At 33.9% G+C, this 17527-nt stretch carries 12 protein-coding genes, 1 pseudogene and 1 riboswitch; of the genes and pseudogenes, 6 read left to right on the top strand and 7 right to left on the bottom strand.

Annotated features, from left to right (window positions below; genetic code table 11):
* The first annotated feature begins 302 nt into the window (after nucleotides 1-302).
* On the top strand, nucleotides 303-434 hold the full coding sequence (locus tag IGJ27_RS06820; protein ID WP_256733960.1) for a hypothetical protein: 132 nt from the start codon (nucleotides 303-305) through the stop codon (nucleotides 432-434).
* Between the two features lie 824 nt (nucleotides 435-1258).
* Nucleotides 1259-1427: riboswitch (M-box (ykoK) riboswitch) on the bottom strand.
* 367 nt (nucleotides 1428-1794) lie between these two features.
* Here IGJ27_RS06820 and IGJ27_RS06825 read toward each other — a convergent pair.
* Entirely contained in the window at nucleotides 1795-2181 is a 387-nt protein-coding gene (locus tag IGJ27_RS06825) for a DUF1093 domain-containing protein (protein ID WP_178305922.1), read from the bottom strand.
* Nucleotides 2182-2508: 327 nt separating this feature from the next.
* Between IGJ27_RS06825 and IGJ27_RS06830 the strand changes: the two genes are divergently transcribed.
* Nucleotides 2509-3090 (top strand): DUF4352 domain-containing protein, encoded by a 582-nt coding sequence (locus IGJ27_RS06830; protein ID WP_178306410.1) that lies wholly within the window; start codon nucleotides 2509-2511, stop codon nucleotides 3088-3090.
* A 478-nt stretch (nucleotides 3091-3568) separates the two neighbouring features.
* On the opposite strand, the gene IGJ27_RS06835 is transcribed toward IGJ27_RS06830, so the two are convergent.
* The 4 genes from IGJ27_RS06835 to IGJ27_RS06850 form a co-directional block, all read right to left on the bottom strand.
* Nucleotides 3569-5977 carry a MucBP domain-containing protein gene (locus tag IGJ27_RS06835; protein WP_256733994.1) on the bottom strand — a complete coding sequence of 803 codons (2409 nt, stop codon included), beginning with the start codon at nucleotides 5975-5977 and terminating at the stop codon, nucleotides 3569-3571.
* Nucleotides 5978-5993: 16 nt separating this feature from the next.
* On the bottom strand, nucleotides 5994-7028 hold the full coding sequence (locus tag IGJ27_RS06840; protein WP_373191455.1) for a DUF916 and DUF3324 domain-containing protein: 1035 nt from the start codon (nucleotides 7026-7028) through the stop codon (nucleotides 5994-5996).
* Nucleotides 7015-7701, bottom strand: coding sequence for a WxL domain-containing protein (locus IGJ27_RS06845; RefSeq protein ID WP_010719065.1), 687 nt, complete (start codon nucleotides 7699-7701; stop codon nucleotides 7015-7017). The genes IGJ27_RS06840 and IGJ27_RS06845 overlap by 14 nt, the downstream gene beginning before the upstream one ends.
* Nucleotides 7702-8166: 465 nt before the next feature.
* A complete protein-coding gene (locus IGJ27_RS06850) occupies nucleotides 8167-9636 on the bottom strand; it encodes a helix-turn-helix domain-containing protein (RefSeq protein ID WP_178305920.1) in 1470 nt (489 codons plus the stop codon).
* A gap of 746 nt (nucleotides 9637-10382) precedes the next feature.
* Here IGJ27_RS06850 and IGJ27_RS06855 point away from each other — a divergent pair.
* From IGJ27_RS06855 to IGJ27_RS06865, 3 genes are all read left to right on the top strand, one after another.
* Nucleotides 10383-10607, top strand: coding sequence for an XRE family transcriptional regulator (locus tag IGJ27_RS06855; RefSeq protein WP_094940216.1), 225 nt, complete (start codon nucleotides 10383-10385; stop codon nucleotides 10605-10607).
* A gap of 844 nt (nucleotides 10608-11451) precedes the next feature.
* Nucleotides 11452-13221 (top strand): CocE/NonD family hydrolase, encoded by a 1770-nt coding sequence (locus IGJ27_RS06860; RefSeq protein ID WP_178305919.1) that lies wholly within the window; start codon nucleotides 11452-11454, stop codon nucleotides 13219-13221.
* Nucleotides 13222-13293: 72 nt separating this feature from the next.
* On the top strand, nucleotides 13294-14193 hold the full coding sequence (locus tag IGJ27_RS06865) for a LysR family transcriptional regulator (protein WP_161651727.1): 900 nt from the start codon (nucleotides 13294-13296) through the stop codon (nucleotides 14191-14193).
* Nucleotides 14194-16140: 1947 nt separating this feature from the next.
* On the opposite strand, the gene IGJ27_RS06870 is transcribed toward IGJ27_RS06865, so the two are convergent.
* Nucleotides 16141-16338 carry a cold-shock protein gene (locus IGJ27_RS06870; RefSeq protein WP_178305918.1) on the bottom strand — a complete coding sequence of 66 codons (198 nt, stop codon included), beginning with the start codon at nucleotides 16336-16338 and terminating at the stop codon, nucleotides 16141-16143.
* Nucleotides 16339-16631: 293 nt separating this feature from the next.
* Nucleotides 16632-16826: a hypothetical protein gene (locus IGJ27_RS06875; protein ID WP_010719054.1), complete on the bottom strand. Its 195-nt coding sequence runs from the start codon at nucleotides 16824-16826 to the stop codon at nucleotides 16632-16634.
* 374 nt (nucleotides 16827-17200) lie between these two features.
* Between IGJ27_RS06875 and IGJ27_RS06880 the strand changes: the two are divergent.
* Nucleotides 17201-17485, top strand: a pseudogene (locus IGJ27_RS06880) (transposase); the annotation flags it as partial.
* Nucleotides 17486-17527 lie beyond the last annotated feature (42 nt).

A 17527-nucleotide genomic window follows, 5' to 3' on the forward strand; every position in this document is an offset into this window, starting at 1 on the left:
ATAAATTATTGATAGGCAAAAGGAGTCATAAACTAAAATAGTTAGCTCAAATTACGTTTCAAAATAGATTACTTACTTAATATAGCATAGATAAATGAGAAACACAAGAATAAACCTCTACTTTTTTTATAGTTTTTTAATTAAAGCGAATAGGCTATTTCTATCCTGTTTATCTTATCTTCTATATAAAGTTAAACAATCCTTAATTAGCAAAGTTTTTTTCTTTATGCTATAATAATAAATGGAATTTCGTTATCAACGTTTCGTTGCCTTTCGCAAGAATTTAAGAAAGGAGAATGATTATGACATTCTATAACAAAGACTTACAATATCGTGTAACTCTAAATACTGATTTGAATCTATTTGTGGTATTTGATAAAACAAATGAAAATCGAGTAGCCACTGGAGTGACGATTGAACAAGCAGTGCAATAATTGAAAAAATCCGCATAGGAGTGAAAACCCCAAATGAACGATTACAGTTCTAGTTCACTTTAAAAGCACCTATTCATTCAATGGTAGGTGCTTTTTTGTCGTCTATTTACCTCACTTTATTCAGTTCTCTCCTTAACTTATTCCGCCATTAATGAGTATACAATTAAAAATTGGACAAGGTAATACAAAACTCTTTGTCGGTTATATACTACGTGCTATTATCTAAATTATGCAAAGGCTGTATAAGGATGGGGCATATGATTACGATGAGTAAATTACTGTTTTGGATCCCTTTTATTGGTATTATTCTTTTTTTGTCTATTTATACAAAATGGAACAAATATGACATACTAATGCTTCTCTCCTCTTTTCCGTCTATCTATTTTATGATCCAAATTTTAGAATATTCCTATAGTCAACCTGTTCAATTATTCGATTTCTATCTTAAAGGACTCGCTTTTTCCACCATCTTCTATTCCATTCTTGTTTTCATTATTATCAAAAAGAAGAAATAGCTCACTTGTTTTAATGACAAGAATATTATTTTTCACTTTTTAAAATCTGTAACTACTGGCATTCTAACAGAGAAAACTATGCAAGGTGTCCAGCGATATTCAATCGATGTAATAAAAATAATCTTACAGCCTAAAAAACTAACCTAAACAAAATTAGTAAAAAAATTTTTGGAACACCTGCTGCAAAATAACAAATAAACGGTGCTCCAGCATCTATTCTGAAGACAGGATAAATGTTGAACGTCTACCAACGTTTCATTTTTTTATCCTGTCTTCAGAACTGATTGATGCTTTTGCTACCGTTTTCGTTTGACTTACGTCACGTTTGAGCTTTGGCACTATGCAACGTAAAGTTTGCACTTAGCTACCTTAAGAAAAGCCTTGCTATCGACAATCCCTGTTCTACCCATTGGCGTCTCTCGACATTTTTGGGCAGTAGCTTATGTTTACATAGAAGCCTCACCTAACTATTTGAAGATATTTAAATGAAAATCATCAACGACACTAAAAGTCCAAAAAAGCCGACTACCGGAATCATTCCCCAAGTTACAAAGGTTTTATCCTTAGCAAGCTTAGAGTACCTCTGGTCATTATCCATTTCATTCACCTCATCTTTCTATTCTTAATAAACCATATTAATGATTTTTTGTCAAAATTTCATTCGTGAATCCTAGAATGCGTATTTGGACAATCCCTTGCTAATCTATTTCTCCATCAAATTGAGTCAATGCTCCATCACATGGAATAACTGATCAACAAAAAAATCTAACCAGTACATGCTCCGGCTAGATTTAATAGTTGATTTTGAAACAGACTTTTTATCGTCTCTTTCATTTTTTTGAAAACTAATTTAATTTGTCTACTTTATTTTTGATTTCTTTAGGAATCTTTTCTTCTGCAATTACTCTAGGAGAACTTGTTCTTTTGTCACTGATGTCAGCTTGCACGTAACTACCTGGTTTCAATGGTTGTGGTGCTTCTCCACTCACACTAAATGTTCGTTTAGTTGCTTTGCCATCAGCTTTTACAAAAGTCACGTCATAATGGTAACTATATTCACCCGCAATGATTTTCCCATCGCTGTTCTTTGATTTCGTTTTTTCTGGCACTTCTGTTGGAATCTTAGTGTATGCAGTAGTTGTTTTATACGTTTCGCTATAATATTTGTAACCGAAAAATCCTCCAACTCCTAATAAAATTAATACAATAACCCCGAATATTCCCTTTTTCATAAACTCACCTCATCAATAAATTTAACTTATTTTATCTTTTTTGAGCTTTTTTTCCATTTATTTATCTTTCAAATTTGTCACATAAATGACATTAATCACTTATCAATAGATACTTATCATCTCCTACATTTTTTTGATAATCCTACTTCTCTATTACTTTCTCGATACCTAACATGATCTTTCGAATAATAAAAAATAACAAATTTTATAATTACATATTTCCAAATCAAACACATCATGTTACTATATGTAAGTAAAAAATGAATATTCTTATTTGATGCGAACTGTTAGGTGTTTTTTTGAAGCTTTTCATTTGTGAAAAACTGAATATTTGGTAGTAAAGATGTCTTAATAAATGAAACACAAGATTTTTATAAAAAAGTTTGGTTTTGGGTACTAGCAATCATTCTTGTAGCAATAATTGGATCTGCACTGGGTGGCTCAGATGACAATAAAGCAAGTGATAACGGCGGAGAAAAAGTGACAAAAACAAGTTCTACTAAAGAAGCTACATCAAGCTCTTCTTCAAAAGAAGCGCAAGAAAGTTTTTACCAAGTTGGGGATACTGTAAAAGTTGGCGATGCTGAGTACACATTAAACAGTGTGGAACTTACTGACGAAAGAAATCAATTTGCAGATGAACAACCTGCTCAAGTAGTCAAGATTACTTACACAATTAAAAACAATGGTCAAAATGACCTTCCTGTAGGAATGGATGTAGAAGTTTATGGCTCAGACGATAAAAAAGCTTCTTCTTATCCAAATGACAATACAATGGGATCAGTTGCTCCTGATAAAGTAATGGATTGTACTGCTCATTTTGGTCTGAATCAAACTGGAGACATCGAAATTCAGTTTAGCCCATTAGTTTCTATCGAAAAAGCGGCTAAATTTAAAGCAACAGTCTAGTTTATAGATTCATATCAGGCCATTTTAGAAAAAAAGTTAAACGACGGTTAGCTATTGATATGGTTAACCGTCGTTTTTTGGTGAAAAACAAGTTCAGAAATAGCGAGTATCTACTGTCCTTCTTTTAAATTGTCACTATCTGTTATCGCTTTGAACAGTTTGTGTATTTTGCGTTCATTTAGTTTTGTTTAGTTTTTTTCATCTCATCCTTCCTAATACTAAATTCTATATATTACATAAAATTTATATTACATAAGTGAACTAATTTTTCGATCGTATTTCATAGTTCACGCATATCATTTTATAAACCTCGGTTGTATTCTTCTAGTTGGAGTAATCGAACGACAAAGTCTTTGATAAGTCTCTTGATAACCAAAGCTTAGGACACGAATCAACTATTTTCTGACTCGTGTCCTTTGCATTTATCCTTTTTCTTATGAGGGACTATAAAAAAAAGAATCGTTTGGTCAAAATCTTCTTATCTAGGCGCATCTTCAAGCGTCCAAATTAGGCTTCCTTGATATGCCCCAGTTTTGTAAAAAGGATGTAAATTTAACTGGATCTTATGATGATCAGTGAAGCTTGCACTACCCTCTCCTTGCCAAACCAATTGGTCTTCTGCATTAATCGTTTGATTCACTCCACTCCTCTGCAGATGAAGAGCATTATGCAACTGGTCATTCTCTTGGTTAGTTAAAGGTCGTTCTTCTTTTAACTTAACGTGCCAATGACTCTTCTCCAACACACTTTCATCGATAAGCTGAATTTCTTTTTGATTCGTTGCTTGTACCGATTGATCTTGACCCGGAATCTGTTGTTCCCCAAACGTCAACTGTTCCGGTAATCTAAGCTTAACCCCGTGATCAATTAAAACCTGACGGCTCTCTTCCTTTGATTTTTGTCCTTTTTCGTTTTCCATATAAAAAGCAACTTCCTTGTTCAACCAATTTTCAGGAAGCTGAACATTCACTTTATCTTGGATCTCGTTTTCGGAACTTGGATAGTCCTTTAACCTTAAGACTTCATCTCCACATTTCGCCATAAATGATAAATTCTGTTTCTCTTCATAAGAAATATGAATCGTCACCTCTCTTGTTTTTGAGAAACGAGAAAACAGTAAAGGATTTTCTTTAGGCATCAAAGTAAATTCAATTGGCGAACCTTTCTTATAATGATGAACGAATTGCTGTTCTTCTGGAGTAAAGATTCCTTGATTCCTTTCCACTATTTCCTTGACTGGATAATATCCGTTCAATTCTGGATATTCTTGTGATAGATCAAAAGAATCTGTTATGATTCCTGAAATGATTTTAGGATCAGAAAGTTGTTGGTTATTTTCATCCAAGTAATTCAGTATGACCTTCCCCACGTAGTATACAGAAGAATAGGCAGAACTCGTTCCTTTCTGTTTGTGATTAATCTGTGTAGTAACAGTGAAAGGAATGTTTAAATAGTCTTCTTTCAAATTCGTTTTATCTACCGAATTTTGCTTACTCCCAATCCACTCAAGATTAAGTTGATAATTCAAAACTGTATCATAAAGATTTTCATTGTTAGGGTCTTTTAACGTTAGTTGATAGGAGTGATCATCTTTTTGATTCCCCACAAAAAAATCACTAATGTCCGTCCCATCAAACTTCACTACATTAAAATCTTTAATCTTATATTGTGAGTGAGCTGTCACATCATCCAATGAAAAAGCCACAGATAAATCTTTCATTTTATTCCCATGTCCCACATTCGGTATGGTTTGCATCGCATTTAAAGTAACCTTTTGTTGTTCCTTATCAAAACGCTTATCCACTGCTTCAGCAGCTGGAAACTCTGGACTAGCCAAAAAATCTGTTTCATACATGAGAGAGGATGGCGTATTATCTAAGTTTTTAACAACCGTTTCTATTTTAGTTACTGGTTTAGTGATAATCTGGAACTCTTGTGTAGGATGCCCCCATGGTTTCGAAAAATTATTTTCAAAATACGTCCAGAAAGAATGATCATCACTCCACGTATGGTAACTGATATCTGTTGGATTATTCGCAACAAGATATTTTGCCACCTTACCGATATGATTATAGCCGATATACTTGTTTCGATTGATCCCAAAATAATTAAAAGAAGTTTCAATTGGAAAGGCATTCCCCGCTTGATCGAAAAATTCATAAGTAAGAAAGACTTCGCCAGAGATATCGATATCTAAAAAACTCTTTGGATTGCCAATACCGATCTCTCCTCCTGCTTGTCCATCCTTTTTTTTCATTATTATTTTAACATCTACTGGTTTCCCATTGAAAAAACCAACATTTTTGATCAACGCACTACTTTCTGGATTCTCCTGATTGACAACCAGCCAATTCCCAGAATACTGACCTTTAACTTGTTCCACAGTTGTAAAACTACCATAATGCATCATAAATGTGTTATTGGCGGGAGTTTCTATCGTATTTGCATATCTGAAATACGGAAGATTTGTAATACTTCCAGCTGCTCGAACTTCTTTTGGAAATATGCCAATCAACCCTAACAAAAAAGGAAGTAACCAAATTTTATTAAACTTACGAACAAATTTCTTCCTCTTTTTACACCAATACAGGATGATTAAAGTCAATAGAGCTACACCAATAAAGAGATATAAATGATGGTTAGATTGGTTTGTTTTGGGATACATTTTTATTTTTCCAGCTTCTTCAGACTTCGCTTGTCCGTCAGTAACTGGTCTATTTCTCTCATTTGGATTAAGAACTTTTTCCATTGGGACAATTTGGTGCGCACTCGTTGGTTGGTAAAAACGAATCCCTACCTGACTATTGACCTGGCTATCAGCTAAACCAATTCGTGGGAAAACCACTAAGAAAACCAGTAAGAGTATATTGAGCCATCGTTTTTTCATCAATGTGCCACTTCCTTTAATTTCCTTTATTCCTTCGCAATTTTGTAATATGCCACAGTAACAAGCCAATAATGAGTAAGCAAACAATTATCCCCCCATATAAGTATTGGTAGTTATTGTTCTTCGATTTTTTAAGCTTTACCGTTTTGTTGTTAAGACTTTCATCTTTTCCTTTTACCGTAAAGTCTTTTTTCAACGTCCAAACTTTCCCCGACTTTTCTTTCAAAACGGTAGTTAACGTATACTCTCCTTTTTTTAAAGGTTCATTTTCCCAACTAATCGGTAATTTGAAGGTACTTCGTGGTGCTAAAGAAACCAGCTTACTAACATCGTGCAGTACTTCTTTCTGTTTCTTTTTTGTGATGAAAGCATGAAAATCCAATTGACTCATAATCATTGGTTGTGGATTTGCCAATTTTGCATAGACTGTTAAATAACCATTATCTAATCCTGGCTTTGCCTCCAAGAGTTTTAGTTCAGGAGCAATTTTTTTGTCTGAACATTGGAGTTGGATACCAATTGTATACGCAAATTTATTTGCTAAGCTAAATCCAGTTGGTTGGTCCTCTGCCTTATTCTTTTCTTCATAGCAATAAAAACCACCCAGAACCGTCCCCTCAAATCCAGTTGACGGAATCTTTAATTGGAACACGACATCTTTTTCTTCATTCGGATTCAGTTCAACCGTTTGAGGACCTGAAATCAGTTCTTCTAAAGAAGGACCACCTAATAATTTTTGATCATGTTGTGAATAATCTAGCACCCCATTTTTATTGGTAGTCGCATTATTGGCTGCTACTTTGACTTTTATCTTTTCAGAGCTGGTATTTTTAAGCTTTATCGTCAACTCTTGGGACTGGTTAGGCTCAACTTTAAGATCATAATAGCTTACTTCTGAACGTTGATTCTCTGGCAAGACAGCCTTAGCTTCAAAGTTCACTTCTGTTTTTTCAGCAAAAACTGAGGCAGGGTGGCAAGCAAACAGTAAACTTGTCATAAAAAGGATGGAGACTATCCAGCCCCATCCCGGCCTAAATTTATACTGGAGCATCGCTTAACGTCCAAGTAATCTCAGCTGTATAATTTTTTGCTTCCACACCTGCCCGGGGAACATGTAATTTCACATTTTCGTTCTTGCCATCTGTTCCTTCGAATACTGCAGCAAAAGCCCCTGCACCTTCGCCTGGTTGAGCCAACATAACGGTTTGATTGACTTCGTTTAGTACAAATGTATGATCTTTTGACTCTACCAAATGAGGTGCTTTGGATGAGTTGTTTTTCGTTACTACTTGACCATTGCTTAAAGATAGCTGTGCGCCTGTCAACTCCGAGTGATCTTTATCTGTTGAAGTAAATGGTGAGATAGATACACCTAATGTCCAGCCTTTCGCTCCCCCACGAGTATCATTCACTTGGACAAATGGCTTTTTATTCAATGCAAAATAATCCGCATCTCCTTGTTGGATTTCTTGTTCACCAAAAGTAATGTTTGATGCGAAAGGAATAGACAATGAGCCTTTCGCTCCTGTGCTTGGATCGTCATCATGGGTATCATCTGGTACCACTGGCTGAACATCACTACCCGAACCTTCCTTCAAAGTTACATTTGTTTTATTTGTGACTTGACTTGTTAGTCCTTCATTTTCAGCTGCACAAACCACGGAACTAGATGTCCCTAATGCCAATAAGGCAAGTCCAGCTATACTAACAACTTGTTTCTTCATAATTCTCTTCCTCCTAATAAAAATTAGTCTGCAATTGCGACTACAACTATTCTTCCATTTCTTGATTAGGAAAAAAACAGTAAAAAAATTCCGGAATCTGGAAAAAAATTAGAAGTACTTTTTTGAAATACGTTTCGTCTCTCATTTGATTTCCTATTGATACTGCAATAATTGATTGAAAACAGGTGCCAATTCGACTTATTCTCAGCTAAGCCATTTACGATCAAATCCAAAAGTGCTGATTGACTCAATCTATTTTTCAATTAAAAAGAGGTCGTGATATGTCCAGATTTGAGAAAAAGCCGGAGAATCCAAAGACAGTTTTCCTATTTTTGGAATTCTTCGGCTTATTTCAAGGAGCTGATGCTTAAACATCGTTTAGAGTAAAGTGTGAGTTTTATGTCTCAGACTCTGACAAATAAACCCTTGAAAATTTTGATTGTTGATAAGTTTTAAAAAAAATAGTTATTTGTTTGTAGCTCTTTCTCTATGCAACTCATATAAGATTTTTTCAAGATTTCGCCAGTTACGTTCTGTCGGAATGTTTTTCATTAACAGTAACGGTGTATTTTTCGTATCCAAGAAATAATTTGAGATTACTAAATCAACCTCTTCAAATTTGGTTTCAGAATCAAAAAAAGAAAGAGCATAAACATTACTAAACAATGTTTTGATTTTATTCATTAACCATAATCGATGAGGACGATGCAGATCATCCGTGAGCAAAATTTTTATTGGTTGAATACTTTTGAGTAACAATCCATAATAATCCAGCAAATAGTAATAATTTAAAAACAGCTGGTGCGTGTTCTTTAAATGGGGTAATAACTCTGCGGGAGCTATCTGTATCATCGAGTCATGAAACTTCTGAACCATTCGGCAAATTTGAGGATCAAGCTTTTCTACTTCAGATATATATGACTTATTGAAAAAAACATCGGGATTCCCCCAGAAAAAACAGCTTCTTTCATAAAACGCAATCAAGCTAAACAAATGGTTCTGGTTCCTTCGATCAAAGTCGTAATCAAAGACTTCTTTTAGCGAACAACTGAGCAATTCAACTAAACGATAGGCTAAACTTTGACTTTTTGTATGAGCACACACCGCTTGTTGCTCATAGCACTCCTTTCCCTCAACAATACCGAAAGCATAGATTACCCGATATAGAAAATATCGTTCATTGTCTGGCAATAGCAACTGGCTTTCTTTCAACCACATCGAGACCAATTCAAAGTTTGGATCACTCTCGATTGTTGATTTCACCTCTTCATCTAGTGAAATAATCTGCTTCTTAGTTCTTTCAAGTATAATCGCTAACCAAAAACTCAGCGTTTTCGTTTGTAAAGCATCTAATTTAAATCCATAGGTTTTTTCAAAACATTGAACATACTTCATGGTCCTGTCACAATCAATCAAAAAGGGCCAGTGACCATCTCGTGTTGATTCCCAATAAAAATAGTAATAAAAACTTCTGATATTGATCTCTTCGGCTTCTATTTCCAGTTTAAACGAGTGAAAACCGATCTTGTATCTTTTAAAGTAAGGAACTAATAATTTAGCATATCTAAAAACGGTAGATGTACTCGTATATTGTTTTTCTGCAAAGTCTTCGATTCTTTTTTCGGGATATTTGAATATAAAATCAATTAATTGGTAATTATATGATTCTTTATAATAGGGAAGATAAATACTATATATAGGAAAGTCTTCTTCCTTTTGGATACAAAAGCGCTGATTATTCTCATTTTGTAAAACAATTTTCCCATTAAACTGTTTAAACAGCTCTGATAATTCCTTCATATAAAGAGAAATTGATTTAACAGATCCTCCTATATATTGCTGTATCTCATCCATCGTATACCCATTGTCCGCTTCAAGTAAAAAGTGAATTAGTTTCACTTTTTTTTGGGAGGCTTTCGTCAAAAAAGTTTGCATTCAATCACCACCAATTTAAATATTTTTAACTTTCTTAACATTCAAAAGACATTGTTCGTTAACGTTTTGGATTATAGCATACACTGGTTTACGATCAATTCATATGAAATTAACGAGTCATTTTTCAAGTCACAAAGCTAAATCCATTCTCCCATGACAATCAGAAAAATCTACCATTCGGGTAACATTATTTATAATATTTTGTCCAAAATAAAAAGCCCTAGATAAGAGACATTTTTGTGTTTTTTTCTATAAAACTACGATCAATTACTAAAATATAAAACCTTGAATCGCCAATAAACGTTCACGCATGCTTTTAGATCTACTTCTGTTTACAGGAATACTGGTTATGATTCTATAAACCCTTTCCTTATTTTTTACACTTTCAAGTAGCTAGTTGTATAAATAACTTGTTTTTCGGGCTTGTTTATCTTTTTATTAAAGGAAAATATTGAATTCCGATACTATTGATAGTGTGATATAAATAGAGTTAAGGAGGTGAAAAAAAGCTGGAAAAATGAATTGCTTCTCTAGTCAATATCGTAACTACTCCTCAGCTCTGACACAGCAAGACGAAAACAAAATACGAAAGTCAACTAAAGAAGTATCAAGGGGGTCCCCTCTTCGGTTTCAATCTAGCATAATTTTATGAACCATATAGTGAATTTGCTCTTATTTATTTCAATAATAGCGGTAGTTATCAGTGGATTAAGATATCTAGTTTATAAATTTAAGTAGGTGATAATATGAATTGGTTTGATCAATACAAAAAAGACTTTGGTTTCAAAAGCAACTATCAAGTCAGTAAAAAAACAGGTATCACAGCGAGTAGTCTAACCCGTTTAAACAATTCCGATGATTGGAAAAATGTCAAAATCGGTACGATGCTTTTATTGGCAGAAGCGGTGGAAAAGAATCTTGATGGTCTAGTTGGATATCTTAATGAACAAAAAAAGCACTCAACCAACTAAAGGATGAGTGCTTTTTTATAATTTTTTTGCTAGTCTACGTCACTATATCTGCAAGAGGACTGATCACACCCTCCTAAACATCTCTGTAAGGCTTTGACTGTATCCTGCCCGAGCAAACCATCTTGTTTGACTTCAAAAAATCCTTGTAATGCTTTGATCACATTTGATTTGGTCAATGTATTATTGAATTGTGTTGCATATGCCTTCTGATAGTATACTTGCTTATACCGATGGCTGATTACACCGTCTTTGCCAGCTATATCAAAGTATCCCAGTAATCGTCTTGTTTATAGCATTACCGAATCGTCCATCGATCGTTAGTTTGATCATTTCCGGTTTGCTAACAGGTAATAATTCCATGTCACTGGGACGAATCAATAAATCTTTTTTAACTAGTGACGGTTGCAAAGATGATTTTTATCAACTCCGTCAATTAATGATTGACTCTATCAATCAATCTATTTATGATACTCTTGCTTTATCTTCTAACATAACCTAGCAGTCTTCTTAGTATAGCTCTGCAAGAAAAGGGGACTTATCCATCTGATTTTTTTGCATTTACAAAATAACGATATCAACTACCCCAGCTTGAGAAAAATGATCATTGCTCTATTTATTCTTTCACTAGTGGGATCAATCATAGTGAAAAGAATAACTTTTCATATATTGACTTTTTTACAGAATCTAACTAGCTAGTTACATTTTTAGGGAATCTATTCATTTTTTGAATAACACAAAAAATTGGTGGATGACTATCCAAAAATACAATTTTACTTCTGAAATACTACCTCCTATAATTAAAACAGTTTAATTGATTCATACTATTTAATTGGAGGTAATAAAAATGACTGCAAAAATTACTGAAGAAATGTGCTTTAGCCCATCATTCGAATACATTGATAATGGGATTGAACACGGTGTCCTTAGTCCTTTTGAGACAAAAGAAATAACTTTAGAGAAAGGACAACTGATCGCAGAAGGATTCAAGCCATTATCTTGTGATATCAAAATGTTGAAGGATGTCCCTGTCAAACTACGTGATGGGGTGACAATATATACCGATATTTATTTACCGATTACTGATGAAAAAGTACCTGTTCTGATTGCTTGGAGCCCTTATGGAAAAAGTGCCGGAACCGCACCTCGTTATAAAAACCTATTCAACATGTTAGGTATGGGCAATCATTGGAATTCTGGCTTAGCGAAGTTTGAAGCACCTGATCCAGCCTATTGGTGTACGCACGGATACGCTGTTTGTAATCCTGATATGCGTGGTATCGCTCATAGTGAAGGCGATACTACGATGATTGGCTCTCAAGAAGCAGAAGATGGCTATGATTTGATTGAATGGCTGGCTTCTCAATCTTGGAGTAATGGAAAAACAGCCCTGACAGGAACGTCCTATCTAGCTTTTTCGCAATGGTATATTGCTGCCGAACAGCCTCCACACTTAACTTGTATCAATCCTACTGAAGGGCTTGCTGACGGATATCGTGATTTGGCTTTTATTGGCGGAATTCCTGATAAAAATTTTATTGAACGATTACAAGTCAATCATGTTAGCGCAACAGGTGCGAAACGCGAAGATTTAACAAAAGAAATGACTGCTTATCCATTAGCAAATGCTGCACTTTGGCAAGACAAAGTAGCTGATCCAAGTAAAATCATCGTGCCAGCTTTTGTTATTGCAAGTTATTCAAATACTTTGCATACAATAGGAACCTTCCGCTCATGGCGTTCTTTAGGATCGAAAGAAAAGTGGCTTCGTATCCATGATCGTCAAGAATGGCCATACTATTATGATGAAAGCAATACTGAAGAGTTGCGCCGATTCTTTGATTATTATTTACTGGGAAAAGAAAATGGCTGGCCAGACACTCCAACTGTGCGCTATTCTCTTCTAGATCTTCAAGGTGGAAACCAAACAGATATTCCAGCAGAATCTTTCCCACCGGCAACTAGCGAAAATAAACGCTATTACATGAATGGACAATTTCGTTCTTTACAAGAAACACCTGAACCTACAGACCTTCCTGTCAAATATCTAGCAGATAATCTACCTGGTCGTACTTCTTTCCAGATGACCTTTGATAAAGAAACCCACTTTGTTGGCTATCCGAAAGTGAAACTCTTCATTGAGGTCGATGGTTATGATGATATGGATGTTTTTGTATGGGTTCAAAAATTGGATACATTCGGAAATGTTTTAAGTGAATTTGTAGTTCCTAATCATGGTGCTGCCCTTCAAGATTTTACGCAAGAAGGTGCTTCTGCGTTGAGATATAAAGGTGCTTGGGGTCGACTACGTGCATCCATGCGCCATCTTGATAGTCAAGCGACTGATGAAATCCCTGCTTACAGCTTTGACCGAGTTGAAAAACTGTCTCCAAAAGAAATTGTTGATTTGGATATCAGTTTAAGTCCAATTGGCCTTTCTTACCAAGCTGGCGAGACTTTACGAATCGTTATAAGCACCAAAGATGAGCTCGGATCAGTAATGCCTGGAACACCTGGCTGTATACCGGATAATAAAGGAGCACATATTCTCCATATCGGCGGTGAGTATGCTTCTTATCTACAATTACCTGTTATGCAAACTTCAAACAATTCTTAGAAAAACTTGTGAAACTGACGTGTTAACTTTATACTAAGACTACCATAGTATCTTTACCAGAATGGAGTCATTATGAAGTTATCAACCTTAAGATTCTTTGTTGAAGTTGCTGCTGAAGGTAGTTTTACAAGAGCTGCACAAAAATTGTATGTGTCTCAACCTACTTTAAGCAGGCGAATACAAGAGTTAGAAGCTGAATTAGGTATTGCATTGTTCATTCGGCACACACATACCCTTACATTATCAAGTGCCGGTGAACAGTTCTTACGTGAAGCAACCGATGTTTTAAGACGAGTAGATTATCTGACACACATGTTTGATCAGCAAATAGAAACACGTAAATCTGCTCAATTATTAAAAATCGGTTATCCCTCAAGCTTTAATATGGGTAAAATGTATGAACTGTTTGAACAGTTCAAAATAAGTCATCCAACCATTAAATTTTTGATAAAGCAAGATACACCGATGAATTTGACAGAGGGGCTCTTAAATGATCAATATGATTTAGTGTTTAATTTATCACCTTATTTTAAACACACAAATAATATCGATACATTCGTATTTATTCAGAATCATTTACAGCTTGCTTTGCCTATTCGTCATCCACTAAGCGCTAAAAACAAATTATACTTTGAAGAATTGAGTCAAGAAACCTTTGTTTTACTGGAAAGAAAACACTCCCCTATGATTGTTGATTATGTCGTTAATCAGTTTGTTAAACATGGATTCAATGTAAAAGCAAATGCCTACGTGAAATCTCTTGACGAAGGACTATCAAAGGTATCAACGGGAGAAGGATTGGCTTTCTTATATTCCGGAATGAATGACGGAACTTTAGAAGATAAGTACCATATCAAAATCATGGATTTAGAAAATGATAATGACGAACAAAATATTGTAGTTGCTAGAAATGAAAAAATCCAAAATGATCTACTCAAAGAATTATTTTTATTTGTGAAAAATAATAGCTAGAAGCTGTTGAAGCCTGTATAGTAGGCTTCAACAGCTTCTGGTTTTATAATCCATTCTTTGAAAATTCGACACTAGTTTCATTAAATCCTCACAAACATAAGAATGAGAGCAAGAATAAAAGTACATCCTAATAAATCTCTTATAATATCAAACGAACTTTTGATTTTTTTCAGGTCTTTAACACCCCGATTATTTCCATAGGAATAATCGTTCTTACTCTGTAAACATTAACTAAATGAACATCTTCTACATGAGTAGATATGATTTTTACCATTGCAGAATAGGCATCTATTTTTTTTACTTCACCAACAAATGAGAAAATCCAAGGGAAATCTTTTCTTGGAATACAGCGACTCTTATCACCAACTTTTACTTTCTGTGTTGTTTAGAATTTTTAGTTGGAAGATCTGCTACCAATCCCCCAATTCTGTATGCACTTTTATAAAATCCGTCTTTCAATTTTGATTCTTATTCCCCTATTTTATCGATTATTTAATTACATTACTCACTGAGCATTGACTATAAATTTAATAAGAGATACACTTTTTTTAAAGTGATAGGGAGGAAAAAACATGACACTTCTCAGCAAACTTAACACTAATATATTGGTATACACCGGAATGATTCTTGTTATACTTAATGCTATTTTTTTTGATTTCAACCTTTTCATAAATATTTTGGGATTTGCTCTTATCTTATTTTCTAGCAGTGTCCTCAAATTAATTGGTAACTTTCTAAAAGATAATCACTAGTTGATTATCTTTTTTCTAAATAAATGCCTGTTGTGTCTCCTCCCCTTACTGCTGTTTTCAATTTTCAAAAGCTTTTCTTACTTCATATCACATCATTAATAATTTTCGTTAATGTATCAGAAGGATAGATACGCTTATTCAGTTTTTTTTATCCTGTTCATAAAGTCATTCGAGCTTCCCTATCATCTCATCACCTAGAGAATAACTTGGACGTTTCTTCTTAAGTGGGACATCCGTTTTATTCAGCTACCTCACCTACTTTTCTCTTCTTTGGTTAGGTACATACAATCATACCTTGCACAGAATTGTTGCCTGCCTTACTATGTCTAATTAATGCTTTAGTGGTTCATCTAAGGTAAAAATCAAAGGTTAAACATTTTTCTTTTTTAAAAATGAAACGGTTGAACTTAGAAAGAACGCTTGAGGTTTGCCACCAAAAAAACACCGGTGGCAAATCTATGTAAACATGATCTAATTTTTACACTATTTTCAAACAATCACTACTATTTTTTCGATTCATCCTCATCTCGAAAAGATCGCTCTCCTTATTCTTTCCTCCTATATACCCTATTCTATTTTTGTGATTTTATTGAAAAAACATTGATTCATTTGATATTTTTGAAAAAATGCTACACGATAATGCCTTTGATCCTTCCCTTTCACATGTGGGAAAACCGTGGGAAAAACAGATAAAAAAGAGGTTGAGACAAAAGTGTTTAGCATCAAGAAATAAGAAGGAATTTCCGAAAATTGCTTCTCAAATTTTTGGTAAATTTCGGCTTATTTCCGAAGATGCTGCTTTTGTCTCACCGTTTATTCGTTTTAGAGATACTAAAAGAGCCTGAGACAAGTTTTGTCCCAGGCTCCTTTGCTATTTCTTCGGTTCATCCTCATCCATTTTCAGAACAGCCATGAAGGCTTCCTATAAGATTGTGTTATTCACAAAGTTTTTCTAATATCTATACATCATTATAAATCCTATTATACCAACTTTCATATTAAGCAAGAGCCTATTATTTAATACTTGCTGATACTCATATAATAATAATGGATATTTTATAAAGGGGCGAAAAAATGGCGAAATTATTTCTTTAATAGAATATTTTTTACCTTGTAAGACTCGATTATACGACCGGATGCTTATGAGCCATAATATAAAAAAAACCACCTCGATTGAGATGGTTAAAGTTCAACATTATTTTACGATATTTACCGCTTGAGGACCACGTTGTCCTTCTTCAATATCATAAGAAACAGCTTGACCTTCATCTAATGTTTTGAATCCATCGCCTTGGATAGCTGAGAAGTGTGCAAATACGTCATTTCCATCTTCACCAGTGATAAATCCAAAACCTTTATCTAAGTTAAACCATTTTACTGTACCGTTATTCATATATATTTCCTCCTAATACGTATATAATACGTGTTTTGTTGCAATTAATATTACTTGGTAAAAGGAGTTTTTATAGTGTGAATATATCGCTCAGATTACGTTTCAAATTAGATTACTTAATTACTATAACACGGATGCAATGGTAACACAAGGATAACTGCTTGATACACTTTTTAATACAAAATTTGGAGTAAATATTTAGAATGATTAATTAAAGGATGAAAAAATTGAAAATAAACGACTAACGCCACTAATTACAATATTACATCATTTACTTAAAACTTTAATAAATTTTACTTTTCTACTATATTGACTATTGCTTTTCCACAAATTAATTCTTGTTCTAAAACTGATTTTATTTGCAATGCACATTCTTTTGAAAATGGTTCAGCCTCTTTCCATGATCCTAATAGTGGATAATTATTGATTACACTTTTGACATATTGTTTGTTTTTTACTCCTCGTGTTTGTACTTCTACATAATACATAGTGATACCTTCTTTATTAGTTTTTTATGTAAAGACTACTCTTATGAGTAGTCTCATAGATAATAAATCGCAGTAAAATACAGGAGATCTTTGTGAGGTTGATCGTAGTTACTACGAAATTTATTTTGTGCTACATAGTTTAACCTGAATAATGCGAATACAACATGTAATATCTTGTAGCACATTATAATTATAATCTATTAAATTAAGTTTTTTTATTTGTTTTTGTTATATCTAATATAAAAAATATTACCTGATAATAAAAAACATTATATTTAACCAAAAATGGCAGAATAGAAATACAATCTATTTTTTATAAAATAGATTAATCAAAAGCAACTAAAAAGAGCTACTCTTTCAAGTAGCTCTGAATAGATGTCATCAATCTTAAAAAGAAAAGAGATCATTCACTATTTGAGGACTGTTTATCCAGAGAAGTCAGCCGGCTACCTGAAACTTATGCGACAACTTTGCGAACATTTAAAAAGTTTCTGCCACAGATCCAAAATGCCCTCCGCTACAGTTATTCAAACGGACCACTAGAATGTTTAAACAACCATATTAAAATATTAAAACGCAATGCTTATGGGTTTCGAAATTTTTATCATTTCAAACGACGGATCATGATTCGACACGGTAAAACTATTTTAACCAAATAAAAAGAACAGAAAGAAGTTTTTCTTCTTTCTGCCCCAAATTAT

Origin of the sequence: Enterococcus sp. DIV1726a (assembly GCF_051710985.1) — a bacterium.
GTDB classification, from domain to species: domain Bacteria; phylum Bacillota; class Bacilli; order Lactobacillales; family Enterococcaceae; genus Enterococcus_B; species Enterococcus_B hirae.

Coding starts and splice junctions, on each gene's coding strand:
- IGJ27_RS06820 (WP_256733960.1), top strand. CDS start 303: ATGACATTCTATAACAAAGACTTACAATATCGTGTAACTCTAAATACT.
- IGJ27_RS06825 (WP_178305922.1), bottom strand. CDS start 2,181: ATGAAAAAGGGAATATTCGGGGTTATTGTATTAATTTTATTAGGAGTT.
- IGJ27_RS06835 (WP_256733994.1), bottom strand. CDS start 5,977: ATGAAAAAACGATGGCTCAATATACTCTTACTGGTTTTCTTAGTGGTT.
- IGJ27_RS06840 (WP_373191455.1), bottom strand. CDS start 7,028: ATGCTCCAGTATAAATTTAGGCCGGGATGGGGCTGGATAGTCTCCATC.
- IGJ27_RS06845 (WP_010719065.1), bottom strand. CDS start 7,701: ATGAAGAAACAAGTTGTTAGTATAGCTGGACTTGCCTTATTGGCATTA.
- IGJ27_RS06850 (WP_178305920.1), bottom strand. CDS start 9,636: ATGCAAACTTTTTTGACGAAAGCCTCCCAAAAAAAAGTGAAACTAATT.
- IGJ27_RS06855 (WP_094940216.1), top strand. CDS start 10,383: ATGAATTGGTTTGATCAATACAAAAAAGACTTTGGTTTCAAAAGCAAC.
- IGJ27_RS06860 (WP_178305919.1), top strand. CDS start 11,452: ATGACTGCAAAAATTACTGAAGAAATGTGCTTTAGCCCATCATTCGAA.
- IGJ27_RS06865 (WP_161651727.1), top strand. CDS start 13,294: ATGAAGTTATCAACCTTAAGATTCTTTGTTGAAGTTGCTGCTGAAGGT.
- IGJ27_RS06870 (WP_178305918.1), bottom strand. CDS start 16,338: ATGAATAACGGTACAGTAAAATGGTTTAACTTAGATAAAGGTTTTGGA.
- IGJ27_RS06875 (WP_010719054.1), bottom strand. CDS start 16,826: ATGTATTATGTAGAAGTACAAACACGAGGAGTAAAAAACAAACAATAT.